The sequence below is a fragment of the Streptomyces sp. NPDC007157 genome (genome assembly GCF_040634235.1).
Classification (GTDB): domain Bacteria; phylum Actinomycetota; class Actinomycetes; order Streptomycetales; family Streptomycetaceae; genus Streptomyces.
This window is the reverse complement of record NZ_JBEYFE010000032.1, coordinates 26352-39501: the sequence shown is the minus strand read 5'-3', so window position 1 is coordinate 39501 and position 13150 is coordinate 26352. Positions and strand designations below refer to the sequence as shown.

At 71.2% G+C, this 13150-nt stretch carries 15 protein-coding genes; 4 read left to right on the top strand and 11 right to left on the bottom strand.

Going from position 1 to position 13150, the window contains the following annotated elements:
- Positions 1-42 precede the first annotated feature (42 nt).
- Complete coding sequence (locus ABZ642_RS39515) at positions 43-1485, bottom strand: aldehyde dehydrogenase family protein (protein ID WP_360494160.1); 1443 nt, start codon at positions 1483-1485, stop codon at positions 43-45.
- 180 nt (positions 1486-1665) lie between these two features.
- On the opposite strand from ABZ642_RS39515, the gene ABZ642_RS39510 reads away from it, so the two are divergent.
- A complete protein-coding gene (locus tag ABZ642_RS39510; RefSeq protein WP_360494157.1) occupies positions 1666-1968 on the top strand; it encodes a putative quinol monooxygenase in 303 nt (100 codons plus the stop codon).
- Between the two features lie 167 nt (positions 1969-2135).
- Here the strand turns inward: ABZ642_RS39510 and ABZ642_RS39505 are convergent, their stop codons facing one another.
- From ABZ642_RS39505 to ABZ642_RS39465, 9 genes are all read right to left on the bottom strand, one after another.
- On the bottom strand, positions 2136-3140 hold the full coding sequence (locus ABZ642_RS39505; RefSeq protein ID WP_360494154.1) for a methionine synthase II (cobalamin-independent)-like protein: 1005 nt from the start codon (positions 3138-3140) through the stop codon (positions 2136-2138).
- 4 nt (positions 3141-3144) lie between these two features.
- On the bottom strand, positions 3145-3603 hold the full coding sequence (locus ABZ642_RS39500) for a heme-binding protein (RefSeq protein WP_360494151.1): 459 nt from the start codon (positions 3601-3603) through the stop codon (positions 3145-3147).
- The gene (locus tag ABZ642_RS39495) at positions 3600-4385 is read right to left on the bottom strand and encodes an alpha/beta hydrolase (protein WP_360494148.1); all 786 of its coding nucleotides are present in this window, start codon (positions 4383-4385) and stop codon (positions 3600-3602) included. Before ABZ642_RS39495 ends, ABZ642_RS39500 begins: the two co-directional genes overlap by 4 nt.
- Before the next feature lie 25 nt (positions 4386-4410).
- Positions 4411-4782 carry a VOC family protein gene (locus ABZ642_RS39490; protein ID WP_360494145.1) on the bottom strand — a complete coding sequence of 124 codons (372 nt, stop codon included), beginning with the start codon at positions 4780-4782 and terminating at the stop codon, positions 4411-4413.
- A complete protein-coding gene (locus tag ABZ642_RS39485; protein WP_360494142.1) occupies positions 4779-5549 on the bottom strand; it encodes a fumarylacetoacetate hydrolase family protein in 771 nt (256 codons plus the stop codon). Before ABZ642_RS39485 ends, ABZ642_RS39490 begins: the two co-directional genes overlap by 4 nt.
- Positions 5546-6994 carry an NAD-dependent succinate-semialdehyde dehydrogenase gene (locus tag ABZ642_RS39480; protein WP_360494139.1) on the bottom strand — a complete coding sequence of 483 codons (1449 nt, stop codon included), beginning with the start codon at positions 6992-6994 and terminating at the stop codon, positions 5546-5548. The genes ABZ642_RS39485 and ABZ642_RS39480 overlap by 4 nt, the downstream gene beginning before the upstream one ends.
- 20 nt (positions 6995-7014) lie before the next feature.
- On the bottom strand, positions 7015-7935 hold the full coding sequence (locus ABZ642_RS39475) for a VOC family protein (RefSeq protein ID WP_360494136.1): 921 nt from the start codon (positions 7933-7935) through the stop codon (positions 7015-7017).
- A 103-nt stretch (positions 7936-8038) separates the two neighbouring features.
- A complete protein-coding gene (locus tag ABZ642_RS39470; protein WP_360494133.1) occupies positions 8039-8950 on the bottom strand; it encodes a LysR family transcriptional regulator in 912 nt (303 codons plus the stop codon).
- A 136-nt stretch (positions 8951-9086) separates the two neighbouring features.
- Positions 9087-9638 (bottom strand): carboxymuconolactone decarboxylase family protein, encoded by a 552-nt coding sequence (locus tag ABZ642_RS39465; RefSeq protein WP_360494333.1) that lies wholly within the window; start codon positions 9636-9638, stop codon positions 9087-9089.
- Between the two features lie 213 nt (positions 9639-9851).
- Between ABZ642_RS39465 and ABZ642_RS39460 the strand changes: the two genes are divergently transcribed.
- From ABZ642_RS39460 to ABZ642_RS39450, 3 genes are all read left to right on the top strand, one after another.
- Positions 9852-10256, top strand: a complete 405-nt coding sequence (locus ABZ642_RS39460; protein ID WP_360494130.1) for a cupin domain-containing protein — start codon at positions 9852-9854, stop codon at positions 10254-10256.
- A gap of 128 nt (positions 10257-10384) precedes the next feature.
- A complete protein-coding gene (locus ABZ642_RS39455; RefSeq protein ID WP_360494127.1) occupies positions 10385-10792 on the top strand; it encodes an SH3 domain-containing protein in 408 nt (135 codons plus the stop codon).
- 193 nt (positions 10793-10985) lie between these two features.
- A complete protein-coding gene (locus tag ABZ642_RS39450) occupies positions 10986-11753 on the top strand; it encodes an XRE family transcriptional regulator (RefSeq protein WP_360494124.1) in 768 nt (255 codons plus the stop codon).
- Positions 11754-11809: 56 nt separating this feature from the next.
- Here ABZ642_RS39450 and ABZ642_RS39445 read toward each other — a convergent pair whose 3' ends face one another.
- The gene (locus ABZ642_RS39445) at positions 11810-13135 is read right to left on the bottom strand and encodes an aromatic acid/H+ symport family MFS transporter (RefSeq protein ID WP_360494121.1); all 1326 of its coding nucleotides are present in this window, start codon (positions 13133-13135) and stop codon (positions 11810-11812) included.
- Positions 13136-13150 lie beyond the last annotated feature (15 nt).

Here is a 13150-nt window from a genome sequence, read left to right as displayed (position 1 = left end):
CCTCCTCTCTCTCGTACGGTGGTCACGTCTCTCCTACGGTGCTCACGCCCCGAAGTGGACGGCCACCGTCTTGACGCGGGTGGAGAACCTCAGGACTTCCTCCCCCTGCTCCTTGTAGCCCGTGCCGGAGTCGTGGAACCCGCCGAACGGCAGGTGGACGTCCCACCCGGTGGTCGTCGTGTTGACGGCGACCTGCCCGCACTCGGCCTCGTCGGCGAAGCGGTACGCCGAGGCGAGGTCGCGGGTGAACACGGCGGCGGCGAGGCCGAAGACGGAGTCGTTGACCGCCGCGACGGCCGCGTCGAAGTCGTCGACCGCGCGCACGGCGAGGACCGGCCCGAAGACCTCCTCGCGCCAGACGGCCATGTCCGGGGTGATGCCGGCCAGGACGGTGGGCTGTACGTAGCAGCCGTGCGGCCGTTCGGTGTCCGGCCCGCCGCCGGTGAGGACGGTCGCACCCTGCTCGACCGCACGGCTCAGGTCGGCGAGGACACGGTCGCGCTGCTTCGGGCTCGACAGCGGGCACAGGGTGGTCGCCGGATCGCTGCCCGGGCCGACCGTCAGCGCCGCCACCTCCGCGACCAGCAACGCGACGAACTCGTCGGACACCGGCCTCTCGACGATCACCCGGCTGGTGGCGGTGCAGCGCTGCCCTGCCTGGCCGAAGGAGGCGGCCACGACGGCCTTCGCGGCGGCCGGCAGACCGGCGTCACGCAGCACCACCGAGGCGTTCTTGCCGCCGAGTTCGCCCTGGAATCGGACGTTGCGGTCGGCCAGGCGACGCCGGATGCGGTTGCCGACGGCGTTGGAACCGGTGAAGGTGATGCCGGCGATCCGGGGGTCGTCGAGGAGCGCCTCCTCGATCTCGGCGGTCCGGCCCGTGACGACGTTGAGGACTCCGGCGGGCAGGCCGGCGTCGTGCAGGGCGCGGGCGAAGTGCAGGCCCGACAACGGCGTCTCGGTGGCCGGCTTGAACACGGCCGCGTTGCCGGCGGCGAGCAGCGGGGCGAGCTTGCGGGCCGGGGTGATCAGCGGGTCGTTCCAGGGGCTGATCACCAGGATCACGCCGATGGGCTCGCGCTGGGTGTGCGTGCGGTGGTTCGGGCGTACGTCGTGCAGGAGGGTGCCGTAGCCCTGGCGGGCCAGACCGGCGTAGTACTCCAGGAAGTCGGCGGCCTTGAGGGTCTCGCCGGTCGCCTCGGCCAGGGTCTTGCCGTTCTCGGCGGTGACGTCGGCGGCGATCTGCCCGGACCGCTCCCGGATCAGCCGGGCGGCCTCGGTGAAGACCCGGGCGCGTTCGAAGGGGCTGGTGCGCTTCCAGCCCGCGAAGCCGCGCTCGGCGTGGTCGTAGGCACGGGTGACGTCCTTGGCGGACAGGGCCGGGACCCGGGCGAGCGGGGTGCGTACGTCGGCGGGGTCGTGGACGTCGATCCATTCGCCGGTCCTCGTCCACTCCCCGCCGGAGAGGGTTTCCAGGGTGCGCATGGAGATCACTTCCTTCGTCGTCCACGGCTCCGCCGGTGCGGGCCGGATGCGACGACACACCATGTGGGAGGGGGTCCACCAGCCCCGCGGGGGCAGGCATTGGTTGCGCCGTGCGCGGGTCGGCGGACGCATGATCCATGCTGGAATCGGCAGACCTGACAGGACCCTGGGAGGAACCGCATGGCATACGCAGTCGTCGCCCGCTACCGCTGCGCACCCGCCGACGAGGCGGCGGTACGCGCCGCGCTGCTGAAGGCGCGGGAGGCCACCCGCACGGAGCCCGCGAACCTGATGTACGAGGTGCACGCCGTGGAGGACGAGCCGGGTGGGTTTCTGCTGTACGAACGGTATGCCGACCGGGAGGGGTTCGAGGCGCACAAGGCGGCCGAGCACTTCAAGGAGATCGTCGTGGGGGTGGTGTGGCCGTTGCTCACCGAGCGCACGGTGACTTTTGCCGAGGTGATTCAGCGTCTGCCGGGCTGATGCGGGTGGAGAAGGCGCGGGTGGTCTGTGGCTGCTCGCGCAGTTCCCCGCGCCCCTTTCAGGGACGCTCTCGTCGACAGCGCCCCGAAGGGGCGCGGGGAACTGCGCGACCGGCCACGACGGAGCCGCAGACGGCAGATCGTGGCACTTCCAGCGGAGCGGAGCGCTCAGAACTCGTTGCCCCAGCAGTACCGGGCGATGGTCTCGACCAGGACCAGTTTGCGGCGCTGGTCCTCTGCGGTCAGCAGTGGCCTCGACGCCACGTTCGCGAAGCCGCGCGACGGCGAAACCGCCCCGTCCTCCAGGTCCTTGACCTCGCCGACCGCGTCGATACGGGACATCACGGTGTCGACGTCCTCCAGCTCCGGTACGGTCGCGTCGACCACGCCCAGGCAGAAGTCGCGGTCGTCCGGTAGCGCCTTGACGAGGTCGAGCTCGGCCGGCGTGCCCTGGTCGAAGGGGAGGATCCAGCGGTCGGCGTCGATTTCGGCGAACAGCCGCTCGGCGCGGGCCCGGACCACCTCGGCGGGGGCGGTCCAGCCGGGTGCCATGCCGATCCGTACGCCCTCGGGGCGCTCGTCCAGGCGTACCGCGAGCGCGTCGACGGCGAGCGCGTCCTCGAAGGAGAGCGCGCCGGGGTCTCCCGGGTCGGTGCTCAACTGGTCGAGGAGGAGCGGGTTGTCGAGCTGGATCAGGCGGACGCCCCGCGCCACCAGCAGCGCGATCTCCGCCCGGACGATCTCCGCGAAGGCCTCGCCCAGGTCACGCGCCGAGGAGACGCCGAGCCCCGGCCGGTAGGTGGTGGCCGCGAGATACGCCGGGGAGGGCAGCGAGGCCTTCGGGGCGATCACCGTCAGCTCGGCGAGCCGGGCGGCCGAGTCGGCGACCAGCGGGCCGTCGGCCTTGGGCAGCGACTCGGCGACCCAGCGCACCAGGCCGTCCGGGCCCGCCTCGTCGGTGCGGCGGAGGCCCGACACACCGTCGAGGACCGCGCTGCGGAAGTCCTCGCGGGGGAAGTCGCCGTCGGTGACGACGGTGGAGCGCAGCCTGCGCTGGTGGGCGACCGCCTCCCGGACCGCCGCGGCCACGGCCTCCGGGTCGTCGGTCGACAGACCGGCCGGCCGGACCAGGCTGCCGTGGTGGTCGATGCGGTAGTTGAACGTGTCCGCCATGGTGTCAGTCCTTTCCGCCGGTGACGCCCCACGCGGCGAACTCCAGCTCGTAGCCGAGGTCCTTCAGGACCTCCTCGGCGATCCGCTGGTCCTCGTCCGCGGTGCCGCCGGCGATGCCGAGGCCGCCGATGATCTCGCCGTCCTTCTTGATGGTGACGCTGCCCTCGGCGGCCATGATCGGGAGAGCGGCGCCGGGGAGCTGGGAGAGCTGGGAGAAGAAGACGGGCTGGCTCTCCTGCCACTTCTTCAGCATGGGGCCGGGGCGCTGCATGACGGCGGCGGTGTAGGCCTTGGCGCGGGCGATGTCGGGAGTGAGCGGCCGGGCCCCGTCGGGGCGGCGGATGGCGACCGGGAAGCCGCCGGAGTCCACGACGGCGACGCTCACCGCCTTGCCGATATCCCGGGCGCGCCGGTGGGCGGCGTCGATGATCTCCTCGGCGGCGGCCAGGGTGAGGCTGCTCATGCTGCTTCCTTCGATGCGGTGAGGGTACGGCGGAGCCGGGCGACGGCCGCGTTGTACGGCTGGGGTGTCTCCCAGTACATGGAGTGCGGGGCGCCCGGGACCATCTCCAGGTGGGAGCCGGGCAGCAGTTCGTGGGCGCGGGTGACGGTCCTGGCGCTCAGGACGGCGTCCTTCTCGCCCGCGAGGAAGGCGACCCTGACGCCGGAGCCCTGGATCTCCTCCAGGGAGGGGCCGTCGGTGTCGAGGTTGCGCAGGTCCTGCATCCTGGCGACGTTGAACGTGCCCATCTGCTGGAACAGGAAGGTGAGATCGGCCCGCTCACGCTGGAACGTCCTGGTGAGCAGCCGGTCGATCACCGGCAGCTGCACGGCCTCGGCCCGGTCGGCGGCGGCCAGTTCCTTCAGCTCGGGGTGACTGATACCGCCGAGGGAGTGGCCGAGGACGACCGCGGAGACCCGCTCGGGGCGCAGCAGGCCGGCGCGCAGCGCGGCGACGGACCCGATGGACTGGCCGACCAGCATGGCGCCGGTGAGGTCCTCCTGGTCGAGGACGGCGACCACGTCTGCGGGGAAGTCCTGGCCGTCGAACTCCCGCATGGCGGAATCGGATTTGCCGAAGCCGCGCAGGTCCACGGTGACGACCGTGAACTCCTCGCGCAGCGCGGCGACTTGCTGCCACCAGGCGGCGTGGTGACCGCCGCTGCCGTGCACGAACAGGATCGCCGGGCCGCTGCCGTGGCGCTCGTAGTAGATGGCGGTGCCGTCGGAGTCGGCGAAGGGCATGGGGTGAACTCCCGTACTTGCGCGTCTAGTTGGGACGGCGGCCGTGGTGGACCAACTCGATCATGGTGTGGTCGGGGTCGTGGATGTAGCAGAACTTGGACTGGTTCTCGGGGCGTTCGATCGGCCGGGTGTGCCGGATGCCCAGCTCCCTGAGGTGGGCGAGGAAGTCGTCCCAGTCGTCGACCTCGACGGCGAAGTGGTAGGGCGCCATGCGCTCCATCTCTTCAACAGGGGTGAAGTGCAGGTCGAAGGTGCCCCGGGTCATGAGGACGACCCGTGTGTTGGACTTGGGCATGATGCGCTTCATCCCGAAGACCTTGGTGTACCAGGCGGCGGTCCGGTCGGGGTCGGTGGTGGGGAAGTTGACGTGGTGGATGTAGCGGGGTTCCGCGCTCATGAGTGGTTCCCTTCCAGGTGTACGGGGTTGGACAGCACGCCGATGCCGCTGATCTCGACGTCCACGGTGTCGCCGGGCTCGATCTGGCAGGTGGATTCGGCGCCCATCCACAGCACGTCCCCGGGGTACAGGGTGATGTGCTTGGTGATCTCGACGATGTGGTCGAAGGGGTCGAAGAGCATGTCGCCGGTCGGGAACGCGGCACGGACCTCGCCGTTGACGCGCAGCGTGGTGGTCTGGGCGAGGGCGTCGACGTCGGTCTCGATCCAGGGGCCCATGGGCTTGAACGTGTCGCTGTTCTTGCTGCGCCAGAAGGTGCGGTCCTGGTGCTGCCAGGTGCGGGCGCTGACGTCGTTGCCGATGCTCCAGCCGAAGACCGACTTCCGGGCGTCGTCGTGGGTCGCGTACCGGACCGTACGGCCGATGACGGCGACCAGTTCCGGCTCGGCCTCGAACCGCCCGGTCACCCCGGCCGGCTTGACGATCGGCGAACGGTGGCCGGTCAGGGCGTTGTTGGCCCGGTAGCCGACCTCGGGACGGTCGGGCGTCGAGGCGCCGGCGTGCTCGATGTGCCGTGGGTAGTTGTGGCCGACGGCGTAGAACACGCCGGGTACGACGGGCGGCAGCCAGCCGGCCTCGGCGACCGGAACGGTGCCGAGGACAGCGGGGTCGGCCGCGAGCGGCGAGCCGGAGAGGAGTTCGACGTCCGTCTCCCCCACCCGGCCCCACACCGCCCGGCCGTCGACGGACACCCGTGCGTACCTCATGGCGTCAGCAGGTGGGAGACGCGCTTGGTGACCAGGTAGGCGTCCAGCGCCTCCGGCCCGCCCTCCCGGCCGTACCCGCTGTCCTTGACCCCGCCGGAGGGTGCCTCGTGCACCGAGCCGCCGCAGTGGTTGAGGGAGAGGATGCCGGCCTCGAATCCGTCCGACAGCTTCTCGGCGGTCGCGGCCGACCTGGTGAAACCGTAGGCGGCCAGGCCGTACGGCAGGGAGTTGGCGACGCCCAGGGCGTCGTCCAGGTCGTCGAAGGGCACGATCGGCGCGACGGGCCCGAACGGCTCCTCGGACATCAGCTCCGCGTCCGGCGGTACGTCGGTGAGCACGGTCGGCGCGAAGAAGTACCCGGGGCGGTCCGGGCGTTCGCCGCCGGTGAGCACCGTCGCCCCCTTGCGCACCGCGTCCGCGGTCAGCCGCTCGATCGACCGCAGCCGGCGCTCGTTGGCGAGCGGGCCCATGGTGGTGCCCTGGGCCAGGCCGTCGCCGACGACGACCGACTCGGCGGCCTTCACGAACTCGGCGGTGAAGTCCTCGACCAGGGACTCGTGGACGAGGAAGCGGCTGGGCGAGGTGCACACCTGGCCCGCGTTGAAGAACTTGGCCTGGGCGGCGCGCCGGGCGGCCTGACCGGGGTCGGCGTCGGCGCAGACGATCACCGGGGCGTGGCCGCCGAGTTCCATCAGGGACGGCTTCATGACCCGGCCGGTCTCGGCTGCCAGGAGTTTGCCTACGGGCACCGAACCGGTGAAGGCGATCATCCGGGTGACCGGGGAGGCGATGAGGTGCGCGGAGACCTCGGCCGGCTCCCCGAAGACGAGGCCCAGCACCCCGGCGGGCAGGCCCGCGTCCGCGTAGCACTCCACCAGCGCGGCGGCCGTCGCCGGGGTCTCCTCGGAGGCCTTGATGATGAGTGAACAGCCCGCCGAGAGCGCCGAGGAGATCTTGCGGTTGGGACCGCCGACCGGGAAGTTCCAGGGGACGAAGGCGGCGACGGGGCCGATCGGTTCGCGGCGGACGGTGAGGACCGTGCCGGGCGCGGACGGGATGATACGGCCGTACGCGCGGCGGGCGTCCTCGGTGTGCCAGCGCAGGGTGTCGGCGGTGCGCCTGGCCTCGCCGGTGGACTCGGCGAGGGGCTTGCCCTGCTCCAGGGTCATCACCCGGCCGATCTCGGCGGCGCGTTCGGCGATGAGGTCGGCGGCCCGGCCGAGGATCGCGGAGCGCCTGGCCACGGAGGTCGCGCGCCATACCCTGAAGCCCTCGGCGGCGGCTTCGAGTGCCCGGTCGAGGTCGGCGCTGGTCGCGAGGGGGACCTCGCCGATCGGCTCCTCGGTGGCGGGGTTGACGACGGGGGCGGTCCGTCCGGTGCCGCCCTGGCACCACTCGCCCGCTATGTACATGCGGACGGCGGGATAGCCGTGCTCGGTGGTCATGAAGGGGTGCCCTCTCAGGGTCAGGACGTGGTGGGGGCTTCCTGGTCGCGGTTGGTGCGCAGGGCCCAGATGTGGTGCGGCGGGGTCGTCTCGTGGACCCGGGTGCCGTAGTTCCCGTCGGCCCGGTCCATGTCGGCGGCGTACTCGACGCGGCCGCCGCACGGGGCGTGCAGGAAGCGGAAGACGTTGGAGCCGATGGTGTGCCGGCCGAGTCTGCGGGCCTCCCGCCAGCCGTGCTCGATCATGTGGTTGCCGCCTTCGATCACGTCGTCGAAGCCGGGCACCTCGTAGGCGATGTGGTTGATCCCCGCCTTGTCGGGCCGGTGGCACAGCAGCATGGTGTGCTGGTCGTCGTCGCCGGGCGCCTGCATGAACACGCCCATGGGTTCGACCACGTCGGTCGGGTGGAAGCCGAGCCGGTCGACGTAGAAGCCGACGGCCCGCTCTCGGCCCTGCTTCGGGATGTTCAGGGCGACATGGCACATGCGCAGCGGGCGGACCCGGGTGATCGGCTCCAGGGCGGTGTTCCACCGGCCGACGGTGCCGAGGGTGTTGGCGGCGCGGGGCGTGACGGAGGCCGGCCTGGGGCGGGCCAGGGTCAGGCCGACGCCGAAGCCGGTCTCGTCGACGGTGTGGTGGACGCCGTCGGCGCTCTCCCGGATCTGGCGGTCCCGGCCCGCCACCGCGACCAGCCGCTCCAGTTCGGCGGGCGTGTCGACGCCCCAGACGACCTCGCGCAGCGTGGGCCCGTCCTCGACCGGGACCGGCAGCAGCGGTCCGGGGAGGGTGTCGAGACGCAGGGTCTGTCCGGTGCGCGTCTCGAACACGGCGTGTTCGTCGGTCCGTTCCACCGGGAACAGCCCGAAGTCGTCGAAGAACCGCGCGCAGGTGTCGAGGTCGTCGATACCGTAGGTGACCGATTCGATTCTCTGGATTCCCATGGATTCCTCGTTTCCAGGTCGCCTCGCGAGCGTAGATATCGGCCGGCGAGGGCCTCAATGGCCTGAGCTCTACGGAATACGCAAGCGTTTCTTGCGGCCCCGGCTACGCCCGGATCGTGGGAATCGGGTTCCGCGAGAACCACTCGGCGAGGAAGTCCAGGAACACGCTGATCTTGCGCGGGGTGTCCTGTCCGGGACCGTAGATCGCGTACAGCGGGCGGTCGGGTACGGCGAGGTCGGGCAGCAGCACCCGGAGGGCGCCGGAGACCAGGTCGTCGTAGGCCGGGCGCTGGGGCAGCAGGGCGATGCCGCGGCCGTGCACCGCCGCCTTCTGCAGGGCGAGGTAGGAGTTGGACGAGAACGCGATGTTGCGGATCTTGTGCAGGGTGCTGGCGTGCCCGTGGCCGATCCGCCAGACCGGGTCGTTGAGATGGACCAGGCAGTCGTGGGCGGCGAGGTCGTTCGGGTGGGCGAGCGTGCCGCACCGCTCGACGTACTCCTCGGAGGCGCACAGTACGAACGGCAGCGAGGCGATCTTCTTCAGCCGGACGCTGGAGTCCCTCAGGTCCCGGGTGTGGAAGGCGACGTCGAATCCGCTGTCCAGGAAGTCGTAGGTGCGGTCGGACATCCCGCCGAGTTCGAATCGCACCTGGATCTTCGGGTGAGCGGCCGAGAACGCGGCGATGGCGTCCCCGAGGTCGAGGCTGCCTATCCACTTGGGACAGATGACACTGAGGGTGCCCTCGGGCCGGTCGTGGAGCTGGGCGATGCCGGCGTCCTCGGCCTCGATCTCGTCGAGGATGCGCGCGGCGAACTCGGCGTACCGCTGCCCCGGCTCGGTCAGGCTCACGGAGCGGGCGGTGCGGTTGACCAGGCGGACACCGATCTGCCGCTCCAGCTCCGCCACGTGCCGGGAGACCAGGGAGCCGGAGGAGCCGAGTTTCTTGGCGGCTCCGCTGAAACTGCCGACCTGGGCGACGGTGACGAAGCTGTGCATGAGGAGCAAGCGATCCATTTTTCCCTCCGAACGCGCGTGCGGCTCGCCCGCGCCGGTCCCCCACACAAATCGAATGTCGGCAATCCTGTCAACATCTCTTCACTTAAAAGATCGGCCGCTTTTCTCATGGTCAGGCCGTGGGTCAGGCCCTGGATCAGGCACCGCCGGGGGTGATCCGGCGGTAGCCGCGGACGTCGGGGAACGGCGGCTCCCGATCGGCCTGGAGGTCCACCTGGAAGGTGTTGAGGCACATGCCGAGCATGGTGAAGTTGCCGAGCGCGCCGATGGTGTCGACCAGTCGCTTGGGGCCGAAGTGCGCCAGCGCGCGGGCGAAGGTCTCGTCCGTGACGAAGTGCTCCTCCAGGACCTCCCGGCAGAACTGGTAGAAGGCCTGGTCGGCCTCGTCGTCGAAGACCGCCGGGCGGTTCTCGGCGACGGCCTTGACGGCGGCCTCCGGGATGCCGGCCTCGATCGCCTTGTGGACATGGGCGTTCCAGGAGTACTGGGCGTCCCAGTTGCGCGCGGCCATCAGCAGGGTCAGTTCACGCAGGCGTTCGGGCAGGCTGCAGTCGAACCGGGCGAACGCGCCGAGCGATTCGGCGCGTTCGCACATCTCGGGGCTGTGCAGCCAGACCCGGAACGGGCCGCGGACGGCGCCGCGGCGGCCCGCGATCCGGGCGGCCAGCTCCCGCTGCCGCGGGTCCATGTCTTCTTCGCTGAGTACGGGGAGCCTCATGGGGGCCGGTACCTGCTTTCTCTCTCCGGCGGCCGTGGGATGCCAGGTGACGCTACAGCCGGATCCGGGCGGCTCACCCCTCCCGGAACGCAAGGTAAAACTGCACGCCAGGGGACGCCCGTTCGCGCGGACGCGGCCTAACGTCGGTCGGCGTATCGCATCGCAGTGGAGAGGAATTCCCGGATGACCACGATCATCAAGGCCGCGTCCGTGCCCCTGCTCGACCGGGGCGGCTCGGTCGTGACGACACCGCTGATCACCACTCCGTCGGCGGGCGGGGAGAACCTGATCACGAGCGGGATGAGTGTCTATCCGGTGGGTTCCGGGGCGCCGTCGCACTCGCACAACTGCGACGAGCACGTGACCGTCCTGGAAGGCGAGGCGGAGGTGTGGGTGGACGGTGAGGTGACCCGGCTGGAGCGGTTCGACACCACGTACGTCCCGTCCCCCGTCCCCCACCTGTTCCGCAACGTCGGCGACACCCCGCTGCGGATCCTGTGGGTGTATTCGTCGGGGTATGTCACCCGGACCTTCACGGAGACGGGAAAGACGGTCGAGCACCTCTCCGCCGACGACCAGATGGGCTGAGTCCCGTCCCCGGGGACGTCCCAGGCGTCCCCGGGCACGCGGGGACGACATGACGGCCCTCGGCCATGGCAATCCTCCGAATCGTGATCGCGCTTCGTGGTCACGAGCACGACAGCACGGAGGTTTCCATGTCCCGTCGGATCCTGAAGAGCGGCCTGCTGGCCACGGTCGCGGTGTTCGCGTTCCTGCCCACGGCGGGGGCCGCCACCGCGAGCGCCGCCACGATCCCCGCACCGCAGGGAATCGTCCAGTACTACGACTACACCACGCTGCCCGCCCCCGCGGTCCAGCGCCACCACAGCTACCGCACCGTCGGCCGGGTGACCACGCGCCACGTCCGGCTCAACGTCCGCTCCGGCCCGAGCACCCGCTACCGCGTGGTCGGCCACCGTCACAGCAACCGGCTGGTCCCGGTGGCCTGCAAGACGTACGGCGGCTCGGTGCGCGGCAACCACACCTGGTACCGGCTCCCGCACCGCAAGGGGTACGTCTCCGGCCGCTACGTCCGGGTCGGCCACGCCGTTCCGTGGTGCTGACGGGTCCGCCCCGCCGTACTCCCTGACCGCCGAGGCCTGTTCGGGAACCCCGTTCCCGAACAGGCCTTCGGCATGCACCCCCTGATTCACCGTCTTCACACCTGTTCGCCGATTGCGGCCCCGGTATCCATGGGAAGCCATCCCGACAACAGGGGCGAAACGCCCATAGCGTAATGAAGTCGAGGCACGCGACATGCGGCACTCCGAAGGAGCGACCACCACCCAAGCCGACGAGTCGCCGGCGGCGAGCCTGCGCGAACTGAAGGAGCGCACGGGACTGAGCCTGGCGGCGCTGGCCGCCCGCACCCCGTACAGCAAGTCCGCCTGGCACCGCTATCTCACCGGCGCCAAACGGCCGCCGCGTCCGGCCGTGGAGGCCCTGGCCCGGCTCGCGGGCGTCGACCCCGCGGCCGTACTGGCGCTGTACAAGGCCGCCGAGGAGCAGCCGGCCGCGGCGCCCGCGCCGGCGACGCCGCGAGCGCGGCGGTGGTGGCGGCTGCCGCTGACCGCGCTCGCACTGCTCGCCGTGGCCGGGGTGACGGCGGCGGCCGTGAGCGTGTCCGACCGGCGCGCCGCCCAGGGCGCGCAACCGGTGTCGGGGGCACCGCGCTGCCACGGGCGGTCCTGTCAGGGCGAGTTGCCGGACGCCTCGGCGTGCGCCCGGGACGCGCAGACCAAGAGCAGGGTCACCGGCACCGCGTACGACGTCCGGCTGCGCTACTCCCCCGCCTGCGGCACGGCCTGGTCCGAGGTGCGGATGCACGCCCCGCACGCCCGGGAGGTCTCGGTCCGGACCGGGCAGGACGTGCTCTCCGCGAGCTATCCCGCCGAGGACTCCGTCGGCTACACCAGCCCGATGCTCGCGGTGCCGACGCCCCGGGGGGTGGAGGCGTGTGCCGACGTCGGGGGGAAGCTGGCGTGCACCGGGCTCGAGGCCGAACCCGGCGACCTGGAGGAGTGAGAAGTGGCGCCGCGCCCGTGGCAGGAGCGCGGCGCCGGACCGGCCGAGGACACCGGTCAGTGTGCGGCGAGCAGTTCCTCCTGGTCGTGGCTGCGTCGCGGCTGCTTGGCCGAGCGCAGGGCGGCGATGCCGATGAACACCATCGAGGAGACACCCGCCAGCGCGAAGGCGGTGAAGCCCCAGTCGCCGTTGCCCGCCGCGAGCAGCTGGCCGCCGAGCCAGGGGCCGAAGACGGCACCGAAGCGGCCCATGCCCGAGGTCCAGCCGACGGCGGTGGCCCGGTTGTCCGGGGTGGAGCGGATGGAGACGGTCGCGTAGATCATCGTCTGGGCGCTGTTGAGGAAGACGCCGGTGAGGAAGACGACCACCATGGTCACGCCGGTGGCCATGTGGATGCTGAGCAGGTAGACGCCGACGGCGGTCAGGGCGAACCAGACGGCGGAGATGCGTGGGGCGCCGAACCGGTCGGCGGCGCGGCCGGCGGCCAGCATGCCCACGATGCCGCCGAGGTTGAAGACGACGACGAAGGTCAGGGCGCTGCCGAGCTCGTAGCCCTCGCCGCGCATCAGGGTGGGCAGCCAGGTGGCGACGCCGTAGACCAGCAGCAGACCGCCGAAGGAGGCCAGCCAGTACAGCAGGGTCTGGATCCACTCACCGCCGCGGAACAGGTCGAGCAGCGCGTCCCAGCGGTCGGCGGCGGTCTTCTTGCCGGTGGCGGCGGGCAGTTCGACCTCGTAGCGGTCGGCCAGCGCGCGGGCCTCCTCGCCACGGCCCTTGGCGACCAGGAAGCTCAGCGACTCCGGCAGGAACTTCAGCAGCACGGGCACGAAGACCAGCGGGAGCACGCACACCCAGAAGGCGGCGCGCCAGCCGACCGGCTCGACCAGCCACTTGGCGACGTAGGCGGAGAGGATGCCGCCGGCGTGGTGGGCGGTCATCAGCATGCCGATGGTGATCGCCACCCGGCCGCCTCTGGCGTAGTCCGAGACCATGCTGATCGCGGTCGGCAGCAGCCCGCCGAGGCCGACGCCGGCCAGGGTGCGGCCGAGGCCGAAGACGGCGACGCCGCCCGAGACCGCACAGATGCCGGAGGCGAGCGAGAACAGCGTGACGCAGCCGATCATCAGCTGCTTGCGGCCGATCCGGTCCGCGACGGTGCCCGCGGTCAGGGCGCCCACCAGCATGCCGAAGGTGGCGTAGGAGCCGAGGTCGCCGGCCTGGTCCGCGGTGAGGCCGAAGGTCTTGGTCTCCAGCAGGTGGGGCAGCACCGAGCCGTAGATGAACATGTCGAGGCCGTCGAAGAGGACGGCCAGCCAGCACAGACCGACGACCAGCAGGGCCAGTCTGCTGCCGCGAGCGGACAGGGCGGGGGAGGAGGACATCTTTGTTTTCCTCTC